Below are 18,965 nucleotides of genomic sequence, written 5' to 3'. Positions count from 1 at the left end.
AATCCGAGCGCGTGGCGTCACCAGTTCTTGCACTCGGCGCAGACGTACTCGTCCTCGTCGAGCCACGTCTTTTCGACTGACTCGCCGCACTGCGGACAGGTCGTTCCAGTCGGTGTCCAGCGATAGGTCGCGAGCGTGTCCACGTCGTCTGACGGGTCGTCGGCAGTGGGCGTCTGCTCCGACTCCGACTCCGAGTCCTGTTCCGCGTCCACGTCTTCGGGTTCGGACCCCGTGGCGAAGTCGTCGAGCGAACGATTCGGCATGCACCCCTCTCCGTCGGGCCGGCCCTTATCGGTGCCGACACCGAGGCGTGCGAAACCCACACAATCAATACCCCCGAATTCCGAACTTCGCGTATGCCTACACTCACGGACTTCGTCATCGCGCTCTTGCAGAGCGTCGTCGAACTGGTCGTGAACTTCGCCGACGTGGCGCTGAGCGACCCACTTTCACCCATCATCATCCTCGTCGGCAACCTGTTCATCCTCGGGGCCGTCGGCGCGTTCGCCTACGTCGTCCTCGGCGCACTCGCGGCAGAACTCGGTATCGGCGTCACGCCCGGCTCTCGCGGTGAGCCTGCGCGGCGAGAGTAATCGCTTCTTCGAGGTCGGGGCCGATTGGTGACCCGACCACGACGCCATCTGCGTGGTCGAGCACCGCGGCCATCCGGTCGGTCACGTCGTCTGGCGTCCCGGCCATCGAGAAGGCGTCTATCATCTCCGGCGTGACGAGACCGAACGCCTCGGAGAAGTCGCCTGCGGATATCTTTTCGCCGATGTCGCTGGCGAGTTCCGCGTCGATGCCGTGTCTGTCGAGGACCGGCGGGGCCGCGCCGGCAGTGATGAACGCGACTGGCGGGCGTGCGGCCTCGCGGGCCGCCTCGGCGTCTTCTGAGATAGAGACGCTCGCGTAGGCGGCCAGCGTGAAGTCGCCCCGTCCGTCGGAGCGGTCCTCGCGGCCGATATCGACCTGCTCGCGGGCCCACGCCAAGTCGTCGGGGTGCGACCCGTTGAACAGCAGGCCATCGGCGTGTTTCCCCGCCATCCGGCACATGTGCGGTCCCTCGCCGCCGACGTAGACTGGCACCTCGCCGGGCACGTCGAAGTTGAGGCCGGCGTCTGTCGCTTGGAAGGTACCGTCGTGTGTGACGCGTTCGCCGGCCCAGAGGTCCTGTGCGACTTTGAACGCCTCCAAGACGGAGCGGAGGCCGCGCTGGTCGTCGAGGCCGAGGTTTCGCAGCGTCGAGGGGTCGCCGGGACCGATGCCGAGGAGGCCGCGGCCACCGGATGATTCGGCGACAGTGGCGACCTTGCTGGCGAGCGTGACAGGGTGCATCTCGTACGGGTTGGCGACGCCGGGGCCGAGGCGGATGTCGTCCGTCTCCGCCGCGAGTCGCGCGAGGACCGCGAAGGGGTCGCGGTTGTTGTAGTGACACGAGACGAACAGCGAGTCGTAGCCCTCGCGTTCGGCCTGTGTGCCCAGTTCGACGAGTCTATCGAGCGGATGTTCTGGCGTAAGTTCGAGTCCGAGCATTGGTGTGGTGTGAAAGAGATGGGGTCGGAGTGAGGCAGGTCAGGGTTCGTACGTCCATCCGCGGAGCGCCTGTCGGACGAAGTCGCCCTCGACGTCGCGGAAGTGAGCGTCGCTCTCGCCGTGGTCGCCCCACTCGAATCCGCGGACGACGACGACCGGCGTCCCGTCGGCACCTTCGCCCTGCACGAGGTTGGCAGCGGCCGCGAGTTCATCCACGACGCTCTCGACGGTGACGCCGAGTTCGCGCCCGTCGCGGTCTGACTCGCCGCGCCAATCGCGTGACGGGGCCATGCCCGCCCACCCGATAGCGACGCCGCGTTGGCCGTGTCTGAAGGGTCGCCCGCAAGTGTCGGTGACGATGACCTGGTCTGCGTCGATGCCGGCGCGGATGCGTTCTGCCGACTCACTGGGTCGCTTCGGGAGCAACAGCAGGTCGTGGTCGGGGACGTTCGACCGGTCGATACCGGCGTTGACGCCGACGTGGCCGAATCGTGTCTCCGTGAGGAGGAACGGTTCGTCCATCACGAGGTCCACGCTCTCTTCGAGGACCGCCTGCGCGAATCGCGGGTCTTTCTCGTCGCCAGTCACCTCCGAGAGGCGTGTGGCGAGTTCGCGCGCCCGCGGACCGGCCGGGAAGTCGTCGAGGTCGGCGAACCGCCCTTCAGCCTTCGAGACGACGGTCGACGCGACACAGACCACGTCGTCCGGGCGAAGGTCGACGCGTTCCGAGACGAGCGCTGCGAGGTCGTCGCCCTCACGTATCTCGGGGACGTCGGGGACGGGAAACAGCTCCATACGAATCCGGAAGAGGACGGCAGTGAAAAACGACTGGGTGTTGGCGAACCGGGCCGGTATCGGAGGTGGCGCGATTGCTCGCTGTGTCGGCTGGCGAGTCTGCCGGAGGGCAGGGTCGTGGAGGGAGACAGGGTGCCGAACGCGGATGTGTCGAACGGGATGGACGGTCTGTCAGTCGCCGTGGAGGACTTCGACAGAGAGGTCACCGTCGGTGACCGTTCCGACCATCATCGTCGCCTCGCCGTCGGGACTGGCTGGTGCGGCCGTTCCGGGGTTCAAGATACGGACGCCGTCGGCGGTCATCTCGTCGATGACCTCGTGGATGTGGCCGGCGACACCGACTGCATCGGTTCCTGCGGCGTCTTTGACCACGTCGGCGACGCGCGAACAGTACCCAGTTCTCGTCCCCGTGCCGTGTGTGACGACGAACGTGAGACCGTCTGCTTCGACTATCTCGACGAACGGGAGGTCCACCTCGGGAGGGTCGACGTTACCAGAGACGCCGACGAACTCGTTCGAGATGTCGCGGAGGTGTTGGAGGGTCTCCGGAGAGTCGTAGTCGCCCGCGTGTATCACGAGGTCGGCTTCACGAATCTGGTCTTCGACCCAGTCTGGAAGTACTGCAGCACGGCCGGGGACGTGCGTATCGCTCATTATGGCGAGTCGCATGTCTCACCATCAGTCCCAATCTGGATAGTCATTTTGTCTGTCGGACACGTAGTTCAGGATATGACACACGTCGTCACCGCGTTTCTCCGACACGGCGGGCGCATCCTCCTCACGCGGCGGAGCGACGAAGTCGGGACGTACGCAGGGCGGTGGGCCGGTGTCTCGGGGTACGTCGAGGGCAACCCTCACGACGCGTTGGACGACGCCCGTCGGGAACTCCGCGAAGAAGTCGGCGTCACCGACGCGACACTCGCCTGCGCGGGCCACCCGATGACCATCACCGACGGTGACCGCGAGTGGACCGTTCACCCGTTCATGTTCGACGTGAGGGACCGCTCGATAGAGCCAAACGAGGAACTCGCGGCGGTAGAGTGGGTCCACCCAACGGTCATCCACGAACGCGAGACTGTCCCCGAGTTGTGGGCGACGTACCACCGAGTCGCTCCGACGCTGGAGACTGTCCGCGAAGACGAGGTGCACGGGTCGGCGTGGATATCACTTCGGGCGCTCGAAGTCCTCCGCGATTGTGCCGTCGACGCGGACTCGTGGGAAGTGCTCGTCTCGTTCGGCCGCCAACTCCGCGATGCACGACCCAGTATGAGCGCCGTGGTCACCCGGGTCAACCGAGTGATGGCCGAAGCGAATGGAGATATCGAGACGCTCCGTCGTCGCGCCGAAGAAACAATCGACGAGGCCGTCGTCGCCGACGAGGCGGCGGCAGCAGCGATGGCAAGCCTCCTCAGAACACGCGAGTACGACCGCATCGCCACCCTCTCACGCTCTGGAACCGTGGTCGCGGCCCTCGAAGATGCGCACCCAGCAGTCGTCGTCAGCGAGTCACGGCCGGGCGCAGAAGGCGTCTCCGTGGCCGAAGCACTCGACAACGCGGGTATCGAAGTGACGTTGACCACCGACGCGGCGCTCCCCAGTCTCGTCGCGGGAGGCGATATCGACGTGGTTCTCCTCGGCGCGGATTCGGTCCTCGCGTCGGGGGCAGTCGTCAACAAAGTCGGCAGTTTCCCCTTCGCACTCGCCGCCCATCGGGCCGGCGTCCCCGTGTTCGCAGTCTGTGCCCGGGACAAGATACGCGGAGACGACAAGTTCGTCGGCGAAGACGGTGGGTCGTTGTACGACGGCGAGGCGTCGGTCGTGACCGAGAACCCGGTGTTCGAAGTCGTGCCTGCCGACCTCGTCACTGGTATCGTCACCGAAGATGGCGTCCTCGACGCCGACGACGTGTCCACGATTGCGTCCGAACACGCCGCACTCGCGGCGTGGGACGACAGTGGAACAGTTGGGTGATATCGCCCAGTACCGAGTGGTCGAACCTACGCGGTGAGAACGAACAAAACTGGTACCCTCTTCCCCGACCAACTCGAACGTATGACGACATGGGACGTTCGTTCGAGGTGGTGGCATGAACAGACGGCGTGCTGATGTCGCCGTTAGCTTCGTCGTCGCGGCCGTCCTCGTCTTGGGCGGCGCACTCGCGTGGCAGACCTATCAGCAGAACCGCGCGCTCGACCAGACGATGGGGTCGATGATGGGGACGTCGATGTCGGCGGTACACGGCACGAACCCGCTTTGGTACGTGTTCGGTGCGGTCCTCTTCGCGGGAGCGGTTGGCGGCGTGTACCTCGCGTTCCGGCGTGAACTCACAGCCAGCGGCGGAGAGACTGAACAGCACAGACGCGAAGACGACGCATCACCGGATTCGAAGGATGCGGGAACGACGACAACCGGCGAGACTGACGTGACGACCGGTGCGAACGAGCGTCCTCGCCCGCGTCTACTCGACGTCCTGCCCGAGGACGAGCGCCGCGTTCTCGAACCGATTCTCACGTCACCGGGAATCACGCAGATAGAACTCCGCGACCGGTCGAACTTCTCGAAGAGCAAAGTGAGTCAGACCGTGAGCGAACTCGAAAAGCGCGGACTGCTCTACCGCGAGCGACAGGGACGGACGTACCGCATCTATCCCGATGACGACCTGTCACAAAATCAGGTGCAGTAACCGTCCCCCTCGCCACGACTCAGTGCGACTCACCCACAGAATATCCGGGACAGCAGTTGCTGTCGAGAGGCCGAGCGCGCACGTCTCGGATTCTCCCGACACGAACGATTCTGTCGCTGAGAAACGACGAGAGAAGTCTAGAAACGTTCTCGAACGTTCTCCTGACTCTGTTCACACCCACGACGATAACCACCGGGCCACCCTACGAGAAACCGAGGCGAACGACAATGACCCAACTCACAACCGGACGATTGGTGCTCGTGGTACTCGCAGTCGTCGGACTCGCGTTCAGCGCGTCCGTCGTCAGTGCCCACGGAACCGACAGCGCGACAGACGATACGCCACCGTACGACGGAACCGCCGACGAGTGGACCGCGTGGATGGAGACGCACATGGCCCAACACATGGGACCCGGTGCGGTCGAATGGATGGAATCACACATGGGCGTGACTGTCGAAGAGATGGGACAGTTCATGGCTGAAGACGGACCGAGAGGGCCCGGAGTCACCGGACGGAGTCCCGGCGGCATGTACGGTCACGGAAACGGCGGGATGTACGGTAGCGGGGGTGGCATGTACGGCGGTGGACCGGGCTGTTAATCCTATCCGACGACTCGGGGATATTCTCCACCGCACGAACTGTATCCCGTTTTACCCACTCGTCACGTACGTCTCAGCAGAGGTGAACGAGATGTCCGATATCGAACTTCACCGCCGCCAGTTCCTCCTTCTTGCAGGGACGACGACGGTCACAGGGCTTGCAGGGTGCACGACAGCGCCCGTAACGACAGATGGGCAGGGGAGCGAGGGCCAGACGACGACCACGGACACAGGCGGCGCTGGTGCTGAAGTCGACGACCATCACGTCAACGACCACCACGGAGAAAGTGAGCATCACGTCGACGACCATCACGGAGGGGATGAGCACCACGACGACGAGGAGTCTGCGGAACGCGTCGAAGACAGTCACGAACACGACGAGCAACTTACTGGGCCACTCGACAGTGCCGACGTCGGCATGGTAACCACAGCGACCGGACACCACTTCGAACCACACATCTGCTGGGTCGACGTCGGTGGGACGGTCACGTGGACAAACGAGCGTGGGTTCCACTCGACGACGTCGTACTCCCCGGAGAACTACAGACCACAACTCACCCCCGACGGGACAGCGTCGTGGAATAGCGAGATTATCACCGAGGGTGGTGTGACGTTCGAGAAGACGTTCGAGATGCCCGGCGTCTATCACTACTTCTGTCTCCCGCACGAGTTCGTGGGGATGATTGGAAGCGTCATCGTCGGGACGCCCGACCCGGAGGGAGAACCGGCACTCACCGACCCACCGGCGGAGTTGGCCGACCCAATCCGCGAGCGTCTTCGGGAACTCAACGCGGCGATTCACGAGGCCCTCGAACATGCGGCGTGACCGTACGAGTTGGATGAGTGTCGTCGACGCGGTGATGTGGTCGTCGGCAGTCGCACACGGACCCACGAAGACACGAATGAGATGGATTCATCACGCTCGAAATCCGAGGGCTATTCGGTGGCGATGAAGAAAGTTACCCCCACTCAGCCCTTTGTGATGATGGATTTTAGCTGAGCCACCATCTTACTGACCCGAGAGCGACGCGTCTGTTTCGTCTACCACCGACTGGTACGCCCACGAGACTGTTCCATCGACATTATCTCTTCAAGTGACCAACACTACAGTATGGACCGTCGGGCGTACCTCGGCCTCCTCACAGGAGCGACACTAAGCTTTGCAGGGTGTACCGAAGGGAACGCTCGGCCACCAGTTGCGGGCTTTCCCACGCCGGGGAACCCCGACCCAATCGTCAAAGAGGGATTCCCGACGACAGTCTGCAGTAACCCACCGTACCTGAGCGACGGAATCCACGCGGTGGTCGAACCAGCAGTCGGCCCCGACTGGGAGGACGTGACCGTCCCCGAGGAGTACCGCTTCGCCGACGAAACCGGCCGCGGCCTCTCCGCAGACACGTACGTCGTCGGTGTCGAGTACAACGGTGCGGCCCGTGCGTACCCACTTTCCATCCTCTGGTGGCACGAAGTCGTCAACGACACCCTCGGCGGCGACCCGGTCCTCGTGACCTACTGTGCGATGTGCGAGACGGGGATGGTCGCAGAACGCCGCGTCGGCGGTGAAGAGACGACATTCCGTGTCTCCGGGCAACTGTGGCAGGCACCCCAACCGTACAGTTACGCGAGCGCCGAAGAAGGACGCGTGTTCGGCGCATCTGTCGTCACGGGTGAAGTCGAGTTCCGTAACGCCGCGAATCTCGTCCTCCTCGACGAAGCGACGGGAAGTTACTGGAGTCAAATACTGGCGCGCGGTATCTGCGGGCCGATGTCAGGTGAGCGAATGCGCATCATGCCATCTTCTGTGGCGACCTGGGCGGAGTGGCGCGCGGACTATCCTGACACCGACGTGTTGCTCCCACCGCCGCAGTCGAAGACGGCGTAGTGCGAACGATACGGAACCCACACACCGCGTGCGACGCCGACGCACGACTCCGCGGGAGTTTCCCAGCACACGGACCCACGTTACACATGGACCGACGGACGTTTCTCGGGTTACTCACCGGTTCGACGGCCGGTCTCGCCGGGTGTGCCAGTGGGGATATTCGGCCCCCGATAGCGGGCTTTCCCGCCCCGAAAAACCCGGACTCGACAGTGATTCACGGGTTCCCCGGGACTGTCTGCGGCGACCCGCCGAACCCGTTCATCGGCATCGAGGCGGTGCTGGAACCGGCTATCGGACCCGACTGGGGCGGGTTAGCCGTCGCAGAGAAGTACCGGTTCGGCTACGAGATTGGGCCGGGCCTCTCTGCAGACGCCTACGTCGTCGGCATGGAACGAAACGGCGTGGCCCGTGCGTATCCGCTTTCTATCCTCTGGTGGCACGAAGTCGTCAACGACACCCTCGGTGGCGACCCGGTCCTCGTGACCTACTGCCCGATTTGCCAGTCCGGAATGGTTGCAGAGCGTCGTGTCGACGGCACGGAGGCGGTGTTTCAGGTCTCCGGGCACCTCTGGCAACCGCCTGCCGTCTACGGGTTCGCCAGCGTCGAGGAGGGCCGGACGTTCGGTGCATCTGCTTCTTCCGGTGAGGCGGAGGTTCGAAACTCGGGGAATCTCGTCCTCTACGACGAGGTGACGGGAAGTTACTGGAGTCAGATGCTCGCGAAGGCGATTTGCGGGTCGCAGTCGGGCGAGCGGATGCGTATCCTCCCGTCGACGGTGACGACGTGGGGCGAGTGGCGCGACGCGCACCCAGCGACCGACGCACTCCTTCCGCCGCCGTGGTCGAAGACGGCGTAACCGAGTCGCGTCGCGACACACTCGGTGTCGGAACCGGAGACCAGCGCCGAGGGCGCAAGTTCCTTCGTGTGTCGGTGTGACCCGAGCGCATGCACATCGAACGCCTCGCAGTCGACCCATCTGTCGGCCTCGCGATGCCGCCGCAGCGACTTCTCGACGCACTCGCGGACCTCGACGTGCCGGTCGAACTCGTCGACGAAGACGAACAGTTCGGACCCGGCGACGCCGTCGTGTCGTTCGGCCACCGGGACAGTTTCCTCGACGCGGACTGGGTCCACTGTATTCGCGCCGGATACGACGAATTCCCCGTCGGCGTCTACGACGAGGCCGGGACGTACCTCACCAACAGCACCGGAATCCACGGCACGACTGTCGGCGAGACAGTCATCGGCTATCTGCTGACGCTGGCGCGCAGACTCCACGTCTACCGCGACGCACAACACGACCACGAGTGGACGCGCCCGCGGTACGACGAACCGTTCACGCTCCGCGACGAGCGCATCTGTGTCGTCGGCCTCGGCACACTCGGGCAGGGAGTCACCGACCGTGCCGCCGCCCTCGGCATGGACGTAGTGGGCGTTCGCCAATCCGGCAAACCGGTCGACGGCGTCTCGACAGTCTACACGCCCGACCAGTTGCACGAAGCGATTCGTGACGCGCGGTTCGTCGTGTTGGCAACGCCGTTGACGCCGGAGACGGAGGGGATGATTGCCGAACCGGAGTTCGAGACGATGCGAGACGACGGGTATCTCGTGAACGTCGCCCGCGGCCCGGTCGTCGACGAGTCGGACCTCGTCGCGGCGTTAGAGCGCGAGGCGATTGCAGGCGCTGCGCTCGACGCGTTCACAGAAGAACCACTCCCCGACGACTCGCCGTTGTGGGACTTCGACGACGTCGTCCTCACGCCCCACGTCAGTGCGGCGACGGGGAAGTACCACAAAGACATCGCAGCCCTCGTCCGCGAGAACGTCGAGAACATAGCCGACGGCGAGGCGCTTACGAACCGCGTGGTGTAGTCGAGGGAGCCAGCTACTCGAAGAGCGGTGAACTGACCGTTCAGAGGAACTTGAACAGGTCGTCGCGACCCTGTTCGTGCAGGTGCGAGCGAAGCGCGTCTTCGAGGGCCGAGATATCGCCGCGTTTGGCGGTAATCGGCGCGACGACGTTTCGCCACTGCTTCCACGGTGGGAACAACCCGAGTCGGTCACACAGGTCGTTCAGACGTTCGTCTCTGTCGTCGACTTTGTCCATCTTGTTCACCGCGACGACGGTCGGAACGTCGAGTTCGTCGAGGAAGTAGAACATCTCCACGTCGTGCGGGATGGAGTCTTCTGTCGTGTGACGGTCGATGATGTCGATGACACTCTTGCCGTCGACGACGAGGACTGCCGCGAGGATGTTGTCGGCGTTCTCCTCGATGTAGCGGACGACGTCTGTCTTGATTGCCTCGCGAGTGTCGGCGTCGACGCCGGACATGAACCCGAACCCGGGGAGGTCGGTGAACATGAACTTCTCTGCATTCCAGTCGAAGTGATTCGGTTTACGGGTGACGCCGGGTTTCTTGCCCGTCGTGAACTTGTCGTGACCCGTCAGTTCGCGCATCAGTGTCGACTTCCCGACGTTCGACCGGCCGACGAGAACGATTTCGTCGCGATTCGGTCGGTCTTCGAACATACCGAGGCTTCGCCATCACGACAGATAAGAGAGACGGAACCGATTCGGTGCGACACGAGAGTCAGCGGGGTCACGGAGTGCAAACCAGTGCATCGCCACTCGTCGTTTCGTTCGTCGAGAACACACGGTTCGGTGGCGGCAGCCACCACAGCGTGCCACCGCGGGGCGTGTGTCGGGTTACGACCGAGTCGTCACACCCAGTTCTCCGGTAACTCGCCGGCGTTCCGGTCCAACAGACGGAGCATCGGTTCGATTTCGATGAACCGCGGCCCCCGCTCGATAGAACCGCTGTCGCGGTCCCACGTGATGAACCCAGCGCCGTCGAGTTTCGGGAGATGGAGATGGAACAATTCCACCTCCAGTCGTTCGTCGTCGGCATCACCACCATCGGCAACGACCGTAGTTGCTCGTCCAAGGCGCGTGACGTCGCCCTCACAGAGGTCCATCAACAGGCGTCGTCGGTGGATATCTCTGAGGGCGTCGAACGCATCGTCGAGACGAGGGGAAGGAGTCACCGCCATCGTCATCGTCCCCACCGGGCTAGCGCAGGGACCACGGGGCGCTCGGCAGACGCCGTCTCAAAGCGCCGCTGGGCGGTCTTCACGGAATCTCGCGAGGGATTCCTCGGAGACACCACCTTCTGTCGAGTCTCTCGCGAGACAGTCCCAGTCGACAGCGTGTACGCTGGAGTGCCCCCACAGCACTGCTGGATAGCGTACAGATGTCGAGAGTTGTGTGTAGTCACGCTCACTTCCCCACAGAACAATCACTAGCACAATCATACCCTCGTTGTGCTTTCACACTCCGGTCGTTCAAGTGGGGGCGAATGTTTGCGCACGTCAGCGCCGGTCCCCGACTGCGAATCAGCAAGGGGGTTCAAGACCTTGTGACGAGAATTTGGGGTGAGATGGCCGTAGTTGCCGAGTTGACTATTGATTCTGATGACTTCGACCTCGGTCGGGTGACGTCTGTCGCAGGCGGGATGCACATCGAACTCGAGCGTGTCGTCCCGACTGGCGGTGACATCATGCCATTCTTCTGGGCGAAGGGGGACAGTTTCGAGCAGTTCGAAAGTGCAGTCCGTGAGAACCGTATCGTCGAAGAACTCCAGGCCGTCGCCAAGGTCGGTAACCGCGTTCTCTACCACGTCTACTGGGGCGACACTGTCTCAAGCCTGACCACGATACTCACCGAGAGCGAGGCGACTATCCTCGAAGCACACGGAAACACGCCGTGGTCCTTCAGACTCCGCTTCAACGACCACGCGGGACTGACCGAGTTCCACAACCTCTGTCAGGAGGAGGGAATCGACTTCCACGTCGAACGCATCTACACCCTCGTCGAAGAAGAGACGGGCGTCTACACGTTCGACATCACACCCCAACAGCAAGAAGCCCTCGTCACTGCCGTCTCTGAGGGATACTTCGAGGTGCCGCGACGAACCACACTCAAAGAAGTCTCCGGACAACTCGGCATCAGTCCGCAAGCGGCGTCCGAACGTATCCGACGCGGCGCAGACACTGTCCTCCGGAAAGTCCTGCTGTCCCGGTCGGCAGCAGACTTGGACTGAACTCGGTTAGGTCGGGTTAGATACGCCTGACCAGTCGAAGTGACTCGGGAGCGTCGTCTGTGCCGACAGACGCCACGACTTCGAACCCCTGTTCTCTGTAGAACGAGAGCATCTCGTCGTCACCGTCCGGACACCAGGCCCACTGCTGACGCGCGCCTGCGACGACCTGTTGTGCGGTGAGCGTCCTGAGAACCGCGTTCCCGGCCTCGGCACGATGTACCTCCGGGTGCGTGTGGAGCGAAAAGACCTCACCGGACGCGTCGTCGGTGAGTCTGCCGCCACCGGCGGCGACCACAGTGTCGTCTTCGACGGCGACGACCCACCCGTGGTCACCGTCCGTCCGTTGGACGTCACGTGCGAGTCCTTTCTCGTCGACCCGTGTCTCCACGAGTGCCACCGTCTCGTCTAGTGCGGACTCCCCACTCGCTGCGTCACGCCACCCCGTGGCGCAGATGTGCGCGATGTCCGATACGTCGGTCTCTCTCGCAGTCCGGACGAACATGACACACTATTCGTGGAGGACTCGCAAAATCGTTTCGTGCAGATAGCTCGTGGAAAGAAAATAACTCGCGACCGGAGAAAAATCTCTCGTGAGCGAGACGAGGGCCTTTCCTCGGTGCGAGTCAGAGACGACACCGAGATGGACAAATCGGACCTCCGAGACGCGGTGTGGGACGAACTCGAAGCGTCGGGCGTCGCCCGATTCCCGTTTCCGCCGCACGGTCGTATCCCGAACTTCGACGGTGCGAACGTGGCGGCCGAGCGACTGGCCGAGACGTCTGTGTGGGCCACCGCGACGACAGTGAAGGCGAACCCGGATTCACCGCAACTTCCGGTTCGGCGACGTGCCCTCCGCGACGGCAAGACGGTCTACATGGCCGTCCCGCGCCTCCGCGACGAGGAGTGTTTCTACGAACTCGAGCCCAGTCGTCTGGACGACGACCATCTCGATAGTGCGCCGACGGTGTCGCACGTCGAGGAGTACGCCGACACAGTCGGCCCGGAAGACCTCCCGGCAATCGACCTCGTCGTCTCGGGGTCGGTCGCAGTCACCGAAGCCGGCGCGCGAATCGGGAAAGGCGAGGGGTTCAGCGACCTCGAATATGCGGTCTTGCAGGGTCTCGGTGCCGTCGACGACACGACCACCGTCGTCACGACAGTTCACGAGAGTCAGGTCCGCGACGACGCCCCAGAACCGGACGACCACGACGTGCCGATGGACCTCGTCGTCACTCCAGAGCGAACGGTTCGAACCGAGACGCCGTATCCGCGGCCAGCAGGTATCGACTGGTCGGCCCTCTCGGACGAGCAACTCGCCGAGATGCCGGTCCTACAGCGACTCCGTCGCGACTAGCGACAGCGTGGTCTTTCGGGTCGCAAATGTGAGCAACGAGGGTCCGGCGAAGAGACTGGCAGAGAGTCGGTCCGTGGGGAGGAGACTACTGCCGGCGGTGACGAGTTCGTCGACGAGTGGAACGGTACCGAGTGCCGACGTGAGAATCGCACCGGCGGCGAAGGCTAACAGCAACAGGACGACCACAAGGGCGGCGCGGGCGCGGGTCGAGTGCGACCCGGAGCGCGCGGCGGTGTCGAGGGAGTTCGCTCGGGACAACTCGTGTCGAAAGTCGTCTCGTTCGCGTTCGAGTTCTTCGAGTCTGTCAGTTCGAATCGCCTGCACGCCGACGTTTGTTCGTTCGAACGCTCGGGTTACCTCGCGAACGAGTCTGTCCCGAAGGTCGTCGTCGCTCAACGACGTCCGCTGTGTGAGTTCGCTGACGCTCTCTGTCACCGTCTCGGTCATCTCCGCGAGACGGTCGTCGGCCAGTCGTTCTTCCCACTCTTCTCGGGCCGATTCGAGTGCCGATTCGGTCGCGCCGACTGGTCGGAGTGGACTCGCGCCGGTCGCACCGGGAGTGACGACGACGAGTGCATCGTCCGTCTCGGGGACGCGGCCGTTGTTCCCGACCGCGAACGACCCACGGAGGCGTTCGTCTTGCAGAATCTGTTTCACCACCGCGAGACCAGTCCGAACGTCTCGGGTCTCGAAATCGGCGTGCCTTCCGGTCCGGAGCAAGTGCGAGACGTACTCGCCCTGGTCGCCGAGTGCGACGTCGTCGGAGGACACCTCCGAGAGGGCGAGAAAGGTGTGGACCCGGTCGTTGTCGGACGTGGTGTCGAGTCGCCACCCGAGTTCGTCCGCCTGTTCTTCGATTGCCTGCCGACACGCGACGAACAGCGAATCGACGTCGTCGCCGCTGAACGTCGCGTAGAATCGATTCGACCGCCCGCCGGGCCGGTCGTGGGCCCGAAACGCGCAGACGAGTGTGGGATTCGCCCCCGTCGTCTCGACGTACAGGAGGACTTCTTTGCGGTCGAACCGTTCGTATCGGTCCTCAGTTGGGCCGTCGCCCGTCACCGGGTTGCCGAAGCGGTCGAATATCTCGAGGTCGGTCATCGTCCTCGGCCGAAGTAATCCAACAGGCGGTCGAACCCGACCGGAACCATGTGTCCGTCCGCAGTCAGCGACGGAACGCGATGGATTCGCTCTTCATCTCCGTCGACACCGTCGCCGTCGGCCTCGTACGACGCCGGTCGGGTCTCGAACCACACCGGGTACACCGTCGACCCGGCCGCTCTGTCGACGAGAGAACGGACCTGTTCGCGGCGGGTGAGCGTCCGTTCGACGTACTCGCTGAAGTCGTCGAAGGCGGTGTATGGGTCGAGACCAGTCTCCTGTTCGAACGGTTCGACGAGGAGGTCACACTTCGTCGCCACGAGGAGGACTGTCTTCCCCGCGGTCTTTTCGACGATTTCGTGGTACGTTCCGATGTCGAGTGACTGGCCCGTGACGTGTTTCTCGACGTCGAGGGTGAGGACCAACACGTCCGCCGCGGCGACACCGTGTTTGATGTCCTCCATCGCGTCGACGTTGAACCCCTCGGCGTCGACGTACTCGCGCAACTGCGCGTCGTCCATCGTGATGATGTCGGGGACGAGTGAAAGCCACTCTCCAGCGTAATCGACGGTCTGCACCTCGACGTTCTTCGGAAACGCAGTTCCGTGGACGAACTCGAATCCGAGGCGCGCCGATTCGTCCAGGTCGTTTCCGGGGATGGGCCACCAACTGTTGCCCGACCCCGACATGCGCATCAGTTTGTCGTCTACTTCACCGAGGAGGTGGTACAGTTCGCTGTTCGGGACGGGGTCCATCTCGTTGGTGACGCCTTCCGTCGCCTGATAGTACGCACCGAGCATCAACAGCGATTTCCCGGACTGAGACGGGCCGAGGACGAAGAAGTTCGTCTCGGCGTCGTACTCGATGAACCGACCGAGTGTGACGACGAAGACGCCGGAGAGGGCCGCGTCCACGAGGAGGTTTCGACCGGCGGGGTCGGCGAGTCCGACCCCGCTGTCGACCGACGACGACTCAATCATCGGCAGTGGGTACTGGACGTGTGCTTCGAGAAATCCGGCGACGACGAGGAGCGACCCCAGATAGAACACCCACTGGGCAGCGTCGCGGAACTCGGTCTTCCTGCCTTCGAGCAGACCGGGCATGTCCCGCAGACCGCCGAGGAGGACGCCGACCAGTAGTCCGGCCCCCAACCATTCGAGGTTGCTCAGGAGGTTCAGATTCCCGCACACGAGGCCGAACTGACACAGTCCGAAGAGTGCGGTGAGCGTTCCGACGACGAGGAACAATCCCTGGAGGCGCTTTTTCGTGTCGAACAGCAGTAACAGCACGACGAGTCCCCACCAGACGCCGAGGAGCAAGACGGTGAACGACGCCAGACTGACGAACCCGAGTTCGACTGGGACCAACACCAGGAGGTACGTGAGCCCTCTGGACTCCCACGCGAGGCCGAGCATCGGTGCCAGCATGGCCGACGTACCGACCACGACGAGGAAGTACGCGACCACCGAAATCATCTCGTGGTTGTCGGTGAACGCACCGAGTCGCTCCCGGAGTGGCGTCGAACGCGCGTCGGGCGTCCGCGTCTCAATCGTCTCCATCGTCTTCGAGCGATACGATTTCGTCTGGGACGCCAGTCGCGTTCGCCGTGGTACTGTCGCCGTCGGTGAGCGTCGTCGTTTGTACCTCGATGTCGCCGTCGAACTGTTCGTCCGCCGCCGACGGGTCGGTTATCAGCACTCGCTCGAACGAATCGAGGAGCGTAGCCGTCACCTCTGGGTCACTCTGCAGGAACGTCCGCACGTCGTCGGTGTACTCGACGTTGAACATCGCCTTTCGACGGACGAAGTTCCCGTCTTCGAGTCCGTACGCGTGGTGAATCAGGATGTCGCCGCCCAGTTTCGACTCGTACTCGTAGTACTTCTCGGCGTACCCTTCCGGGCCGACCATGAGTCGAAGGTTGTCGAGGAAGACGCCCGTGATGAACGACGTCATCCCAATCTCCCACGCCCCGCCGAAGTCGCACTCCCACTGGCCGTACTGGGAGTTGTCGAGTTCGAACGCGTTCTGGAACGGTGATTGCAGGTCGACGATACCGTGGAGTGACGCCTCGGAGGCGAGACCCACGTGAACGTCGATGCCGTCGTACCGGCGCTGGTCCGCTATCAACTTCCGCTTGCGCAACCCGCAGTACTGAGTCGAGCGCGCTTTGTCGGCGAGTTCGTCGACGTGGCCGGCCAACTGCTGTTTCTCCTTGCGGTTGTCGAGCACGTCGCTCTCGGCGAGTCCGCTGTTACCCGTCGCGAGGAAGATGTTGTGTGGCTGGATGTGCTTGCGGAAGGTGTACTCTTCTTCGACGGCCGTCTGCTGTGGGTTCGTCTCGTCGAGCGACTTGATACCTCGCTGGTAGGCGTCGAGGTTGCGCGTGAACGACTCCGTGTGCGTGTTCAACTCGGTGACGGCGTTCTGCGCGTCGGCGTACAGTTCTTCGATTGCACGCCGTTCGTCTACCGTCGCCTCCATGCCCTCGACGCGCGATTCGAGTTTGCCAGTGTCGGCGAGTTCGCGTTCGAGTGCCTCTTCGACGACTGCGCGAATCTCTTCGAGACTGCTCCCGTTCTCGACGTGGTCGGTGAGATGGTCGCGCTCACTCGGACGCGGGGACGGAACGGTCTCATCGAACGTCGAGAGAATCTCCGAGCGAAGCGTCTCTCGGCGCTCTTCGACCTGGTCGAGGAGTTGCTGCCCGTCGAATCGGACCGTACAGGTGAACTCGCCGCCGTCGTCGGTGACTTCGAAGACCGGGAGACTCTTGTTCCGGAGTTGTGCCCGCTGTGCACTGAACTGCTTTTCGTCGCTCTTTCGCTGTTTGGCGCGCTGGGACTCCCACGGGAGGTACTTCGAGACTCCCTGGTCCGCGTACATGCCGTAGTGGGCGATTCGCGCCTTCTTCGCCATCTCCACGGAGTCGGCCACGTCGGACGCGTCGAGGTACACGTCGGCCGCTTGCAGGTCGTCTTCGACGTCGGCGAGTGCCTCGTTGATTTCGGTCAGGTCGATAGCCTCGACTTCGTCCGGTGAGCGCGCACGCTCGACGCGTCTGCGGAAGTCCTGAAGACTCGACCGGAGCGTCTCGATATCCCGTCGCAGGGGTCTCGATTCGAGCGCGTCCAGTTGTTCGAACTGCTCTTTGACTGCCGCGACCCACTCGTCGGTCTTCCGTGCAACTTGCTCGGATTGCTCGGTTCGGAGTTCGTCTAACTCCTCGCGCGTCTCGTGGAGTTCCGACTCTGCTTGTTTTCGGGCCGTCTGTGCGCGTTGGTGTTCACCGCTCAGTTGCGTCGATTTGGCACCTGCGTTCCCTTCGCGGAGACCCACGAGGTACTCCAGCGCATCCCGAACCTTCGGGTCGGAGACGCCTTTGAGACGTTTGAGAATCTGCTTCCTGCGGCCGAGGAGGACGACGTCCTCTCGAAGCACGTCGGCGACGAGGACTTCCTCGGAACTCGAATCCGCATTTTCGAGTGCGCCGGCCTCGACGGACCCGACCATGATGTCTATCATCGTGTCCAGCGCGTGGCCCTCTTCACGCTCGTCGGCGTTCAGTTCGGCCCGTGCCGAGTCGAGAACCTCCGTCCGGAACACGGAGGTCACCTCGTAATCGAGGTCCTCGAAGAGTTCGAGCGAAATCAGCGTCTCCAACTGGGCGATACGACGCTCCAAATCGACCTCGTCTTCGTCACTGAGTTCGCCCGACGACTCGGGGTAGTGAGTGTCGAGGAACGAACTGACTTCGTCGTAGAGTCGCTTCTCGGCGCTCATCGACTCCGACTTCTGGTCGAGGTAGTCGCCGACAGTCGCGCGGAACTCCTCTATCGCCTCGGTGTTGTACCGAACGAGGTGTGGGACTGCCACCGTGAACGGGGCGTACGGCGACGACGTGAACGACTCTTCGAGGTAGTACTGGCGGTTGTAGTACAAGAGGAGCGAGTAGACGAACGCCTCGTCGAACTCCTTGAGGTAGTCCACACTCGGACTCATCTGGTCGGCCTTTCCGCCGTAGGACGTCGGTTCGATGGAGAAGAGAATTTGGTCTTCGAACAGGTCGGCCCCCGACAGCGAGAGGTACTCGAGTTCCGAGAGCATCGCGAAGGCGTTGGCGTTCTCCTTTTCCCCCTCGGCGTTGTTGGGGAGGACACCGAAGAGTGTGACTTCGGCGGTCGATTGCTCCCGCTTCAGATGTTCGACGAGGTCCAAGAGGAGTCCGGCACCCGTCCCACCACCCAGTCCGACCAGCATCGCGACTTCACCCTTCTCGGGCAGGTCGACGACTGCCTCGATGTCGTCTTCGGCGTAGGCTTTGTAATAAAGCGCCTTGCTCAAGCCTCGTTTTCGGATGACGCCTTTGGCGAAGTCCAGATTCTCGTTGATGTGAGAGGGTCGTAACCACCAGTCGTCGCGTTCCATGCCGTTTCCGGCGGTGATTCGCTCGACTTCGGCGTCGCCAACCATGTCGAGTTGGCGGTTGAGTCGAACGTTCTCGGTGAGGAGTTTGTAATCGACGTCGATTCGACCGGGTCTGTGCCGGTCATCCTGGTCTCGGTACCTTTCTTGGATACGACGGATGCGACGTTTGATGTCGTCGACTCGTTCCCAATCACCACCTTGGTCGCCACCCGTCGCCTCTCCTTCCGCACTATCGATAATCGTGACCTTCGTCTCGAGTGGTGTTCCTCGGGGTTTCAATATCGCTTCGAGAACCCACTGGGTCTCGAGCAACTCGAACGCGAGTTGTTTCCCTGCACCCCCAACTGCGAAGATTCTATCGGGAACGTTCATTGTGTCGGTCACACGATGGTCGTGTCAAAATGTTAATCTTTTTTCACCGTTCGACGAATTACACATAACTATTGGAATGATATCACGACACTATCTCGAAGGCGGCATTCTGCCGAACCG

General features: G+C 62.9%; 20 protein-coding genes. 10 read left to right on the top strand and 10 right to left on the bottom strand.

Annotation, left to right across the window (positions count from 1 at the left end):
- Positions 1-17: 17 nt before the first annotated feature.
- Positions 18-263: a DUF7573 domain-containing protein gene (locus tag GJR96_RS06790; protein WP_151162241.1), complete on the bottom strand. Its 246-nt coding sequence runs from the start codon at positions 261-263 to the stop codon at positions 18-20.
- A gap of 93 nt (positions 264-356) precedes the next feature.
- Between GJR96_RS06790 and GJR96_RS06785 the strand changes: the two genes are divergently transcribed.
- Entirely contained in the window at positions 357-593 is a 237-nt protein-coding gene (locus GJR96_RS06785; RefSeq protein ID WP_058570980.1) for a hypothetical protein, read from the top strand.
- Here GJR96_RS06785 and GJR96_RS06780 read toward each other — a convergent pair.
- The 3 genes from GJR96_RS06780 to GJR96_RS06770 form a co-directional block, all read right to left on the bottom strand.
- Positions 553-1,533 (bottom strand): 5,10-methylenetetrahydromethanopterin reductase, encoded by a 981-nt coding sequence (locus GJR96_RS06780; RefSeq protein WP_151162240.1) that lies wholly within the window; start codon positions 1,531-1,533, stop codon positions 553-555. The genes GJR96_RS06785 and GJR96_RS06780 overlap by 41 nt on opposite strands.
- Before the next feature lie 39 nt (positions 1,534-1,572).
- Entirely contained in the window at positions 1,573-2,328 is a 756-nt protein-coding gene (locus GJR96_RS06775) for a coenzyme F420-0:L-glutamate ligase (protein WP_151162239.1), read from the bottom strand.
- Between the two features lie 171 nt (positions 2,329-2,499).
- Positions 2,500-2,997 (bottom strand): metallophosphoesterase family protein, encoded by a 498-nt coding sequence (locus GJR96_RS06770; RefSeq protein ID WP_151162238.1) that lies wholly within the window; start codon positions 2,995-2,997, stop codon positions 2,500-2,502.
- A gap of 60 nt (positions 2,998-3,057) precedes the next feature.
- On the opposite strand from GJR96_RS06770, the gene GJR96_RS06765 reads away from it, so the two are divergent.
- From GJR96_RS06765 to ddh, 7 genes are all read left to right on the top strand, one after another.
- Entirely contained in the window at positions 3,058-4,299 is a 1,242-nt protein-coding gene (locus tag GJR96_RS06765; RefSeq protein ID WP_151162237.1) for an NUDIX domain-containing protein, read from the top strand.
- Between the two features lie 115 nt (positions 4,300-4,414).
- A complete protein-coding gene (locus tag GJR96_RS06760) occupies positions 4,415-5,011 on the top strand; it encodes a helix-turn-helix transcriptional regulator (RefSeq protein ID WP_151162236.1) in 597 nt (198 codons plus the stop codon).
- Between the two features lie 227 nt (positions 5,012-5,238).
- The gene (locus GJR96_RS06755) at positions 5,239-5,610 is read left to right on the top strand and encodes a hypothetical protein (RefSeq protein ID WP_151162235.1); all 372 of its coding nucleotides are present in this window, start codon (positions 5,239-5,241) and stop codon (positions 5,608-5,610) included.
- 91 nt (positions 5,611-5,701) lie between these two features.
- Positions 5,702-6,436, top strand: coding sequence for a cupredoxin domain-containing protein (locus GJR96_RS06750; protein ID WP_151162234.1), 735 nt, complete (start codon positions 5,702-5,704; stop codon positions 6,434-6,436).
- 285 nt (positions 6,437-6,721) lie between these two features.
- Positions 6,722-7,492: a DUF3179 domain-containing (seleno)protein gene (locus GJR96_RS06745; protein WP_151162233.1), complete on the top strand. Its 771-nt coding sequence runs from the start codon at positions 6,722-6,724 to the stop codon at positions 7,490-7,492.
- A gap of 86 nt (positions 7,493-7,578) precedes the next feature.
- The gene (locus GJR96_RS06740) at positions 7,579-8,349 is read left to right on the top strand and encodes a DUF3179 domain-containing (seleno)protein (protein WP_151162232.1); all 771 of its coding nucleotides are present in this window, start codon (positions 7,579-7,581) and stop codon (positions 8,347-8,349) included.
- 89 nt (positions 8,350-8,438) lie between these two features.
- The gene (gene ddh, locus GJR96_RS06735) at positions 8,439-9,365 is read left to right on the top strand and encodes a D-2-hydroxyacid dehydrogenase (RefSeq protein ID WP_151162231.1); all 927 of its coding nucleotides are present in this window, start codon (positions 8,439-8,441) and stop codon (positions 9,363-9,365) included.
- Between the two features lie 40 nt (positions 9,366-9,405).
- Here the strand turns inward: ddh and engB are convergent, their stop codons facing one another.
- A complete protein-coding gene (engB, locus tag GJR96_RS06730; RefSeq protein ID WP_151162230.1) occupies positions 9,406-10,023 on the bottom strand; it encodes a GTP-binding protein EngB in 618 nt (205 codons plus the stop codon).
- Positions 10,024-10,214: 191 nt separating this feature from the next.
- Positions 10,215-10,544, bottom strand: coding sequence for a DUF7344 domain-containing protein (locus tag GJR96_RS06725; RefSeq protein ID WP_151163934.1), 330 nt, complete (start codon positions 10,542-10,544; stop codon positions 10,215-10,217).
- Positions 10,545-10,930: 386 nt separating this feature from the next.
- Here GJR96_RS06725 and GJR96_RS06720 point away from each other — a divergent pair, with 386 nt between their 5' ends.
- Positions 10,931-11,593 carry a helix-turn-helix domain-containing protein gene (locus tag GJR96_RS06720; RefSeq protein WP_151162229.1) on the top strand — a complete coding sequence of 221 codons (663 nt, stop codon included), beginning with the start codon at positions 10,931-10,933 and terminating at the stop codon, positions 11,591-11,593.
- Positions 11,594-11,609: 16 nt separating this feature from the next.
- Here GJR96_RS06720 and GJR96_RS06715 read toward each other — a convergent pair whose 3' ends face one another.
- On the bottom strand, positions 11,610-12,095 hold the full coding sequence (locus tag GJR96_RS06715; protein WP_151162228.1) for a GNAT family N-acetyltransferase: 486 nt from the start codon (positions 12,093-12,095) through the stop codon (positions 11,610-11,612).
- A 138-nt stretch (positions 12,096-12,233) separates the two neighbouring features.
- Between GJR96_RS06715 and GJR96_RS06710 the strand changes: the two genes are divergently transcribed.
- Positions 12,234-12,947 (top strand): 5-formyltetrahydrofolate cyclo-ligase, encoded by a 714-nt coding sequence (locus GJR96_RS06710; protein ID WP_151163932.1) that lies wholly within the window; start codon positions 12,234-12,236, stop codon positions 12,945-12,947.
- Here GJR96_RS06710 and GJR96_RS06705 read toward each other — a convergent pair.
- Genes GJR96_RS06705 through GJR96_RS06695 form a run of 3 tightly spaced genes read right to left on the bottom strand, consistent with a single transcriptional unit; the run spans position 12,924 to position 18,845 of the window.
- Positions 12,924-14,048, bottom strand: coding sequence for a hypothetical protein (locus tag GJR96_RS06705; RefSeq protein ID WP_151162227.1), 1,125 nt, complete (start codon positions 14,046-14,048; stop codon positions 12,924-12,926). The two genes, GJR96_RS06710 and GJR96_RS06705, sit on opposite strands and share 24 nt — an antisense overlap.
- Complete coding sequence (locus GJR96_RS06700) at positions 14,045-15,607, bottom strand: hypothetical protein (RefSeq protein WP_151162226.1); 1,563 nt, start codon at positions 15,605-15,607, stop codon at positions 14,045-14,047. The genes GJR96_RS06705 and GJR96_RS06700 overlap by 4 nt, the downstream gene beginning before the upstream one ends.
- Positions 15,594-18,845 carry a tubulin-like doman-containing protein gene (locus GJR96_RS06695; protein WP_151162225.1) on the bottom strand — a complete coding sequence of 1,084 codons (3,252 nt, stop codon included), beginning with the start codon at positions 18,843-18,845 and terminating at the stop codon, positions 15,594-15,596. The genes GJR96_RS06700 and GJR96_RS06695 overlap by 14 nt, the downstream gene beginning before the upstream one ends.
- Between the last annotated feature and the right edge of the window lie 120 nt (positions 18,846-18,965).

The sequence above is a fragment of the Haloferax litoreum genome, from assembly GCF_009674605.1.
GTDB lineage: Archaea > Halobacteriota > Halobacteria > Halobacteriales > Haloferacaceae > Haloferax > Haloferax litoreum.
The sequence above is the reverse complement of the archived record's forward strand: the minus strand, read 5'-3'. Positions and strand labels throughout refer to the sequence as shown.

Excerpts from the sequence above, each read along its gene's own strand:
- GJR96_RS06790 (WP_151162241.1), bottom strand. The coding sequence starts at position 263 with ATGCCGAATCGTTCGCTCGACGACTTCGCCACGGGGTCCGAACCCGAA.
- GJR96_RS06785 (WP_058570980.1), top strand. The coding sequence starts at position 357 with ATGCCTACACTCACGGACTTCGTCATCGCGCTCTTGCAGAGCGTCGTC.
- GJR96_RS06780 (WP_151162240.1), bottom strand. The coding sequence starts at position 1,533 with ATGCTCGGACTCGAACTTACGCCAGAACATCCGCTCGATAGACTCGTC.
- GJR96_RS06775 (WP_151162239.1), bottom strand. The coding sequence starts at position 2,328 with ATGGAGCTGTTTCCCGTCCCCGACGTCCCCGAGATACGTGAGGGCGAC.
- GJR96_RS06770 (WP_151162238.1), bottom strand. The coding sequence starts at position 2,997 with ATGCGACTCGCCATAATGAGCGATACGCACGTCCCCGGCCGTGCTGCA.
- GJR96_RS06765 (WP_151162237.1), top strand. The coding sequence starts at position 3,058 with ATGACACACGTCGTCACCGCGTTTCTCCGACACGGCGGGCGCATCCTC.
- GJR96_RS06760 (WP_151162236.1), top strand. The coding sequence starts at position 4,415 with ATGAACAGACGGCGTGCTGATGTCGCCGTTAGCTTCGTCGTCGCGGCC.
- GJR96_RS06755 (WP_151162235.1), top strand. The coding sequence starts at position 5,239 with ATGACCCAACTCACAACCGGACGATTGGTGCTCGTGGTACTCGCAGTC.
- GJR96_RS06750 (WP_151162234.1), top strand. The coding sequence starts at position 5,702 with ATGTCCGATATCGAACTTCACCGCCGCCAGTTCCTCCTTCTTGCAGGG.
- GJR96_RS06745 (WP_151162233.1), top strand. The coding sequence starts at position 6,722 with ATGGACCGTCGGGCGTACCTCGGCCTCCTCACAGGAGCGACACTAAGC.
- GJR96_RS06740 (WP_151162232.1), top strand. The coding sequence starts at position 7,579 with ATGGACCGACGGACGTTTCTCGGGTTACTCACCGGTTCGACGGCCGGT.
- ddh (WP_151162231.1), top strand. The coding sequence starts at position 8,439 with ATGCACATCGAACGCCTCGCAGTCGACCCATCTGTCGGCCTCGCGATG.
- engB (WP_151162230.1), bottom strand. The coding sequence starts at position 10,023 with ATGTTCGAAGACCGACCGAATCGCGACGAAATCGTTCTCGTCGGCCGG.
- GJR96_RS06725 (WP_151163934.1), bottom strand. The coding sequence starts at position 10,544 with ATGGCGGTGACTCCTTCCCCTCGTCTCGACGATGCGTTCGACGCCCTC.
- GJR96_RS06720 (WP_151162229.1), top strand. The coding sequence starts at position 10,931 with ATGGCCGTAGTTGCCGAGTTGACTATTGATTCTGATGACTTCGACCTC.
- GJR96_RS06715 (WP_151162228.1), bottom strand. The coding sequence starts at position 12,095 with ATGTTCGTCCGGACTGCGAGAGAGACCGACGTATCGGACATCGCGCAC.
- GJR96_RS06710 (WP_151163932.1), top strand. The coding sequence starts at position 12,234 with ATGGACAAATCGGACCTCCGAGACGCGGTGTGGGACGAACTCGAAGCG.
- GJR96_RS06705 (WP_151162227.1), bottom strand. The coding sequence starts at position 14,048 with ATGACCGACCTCGAGATATTCGACCGCTTCGGCAACCCGGTGACGGGC.
- GJR96_RS06700 (WP_151162226.1), bottom strand. The coding sequence starts at position 15,607 with ATGGAGACGATTGAGACGCGGACGCCCGACGCGCGTTCGACGCCACTC.
- GJR96_RS06695 (WP_151162225.1), bottom strand. The coding sequence starts at position 18,845 with ATGAACGTTCCCGATAGAATCTTCGCAGTTGGGGGTGCAGGGAAACAA.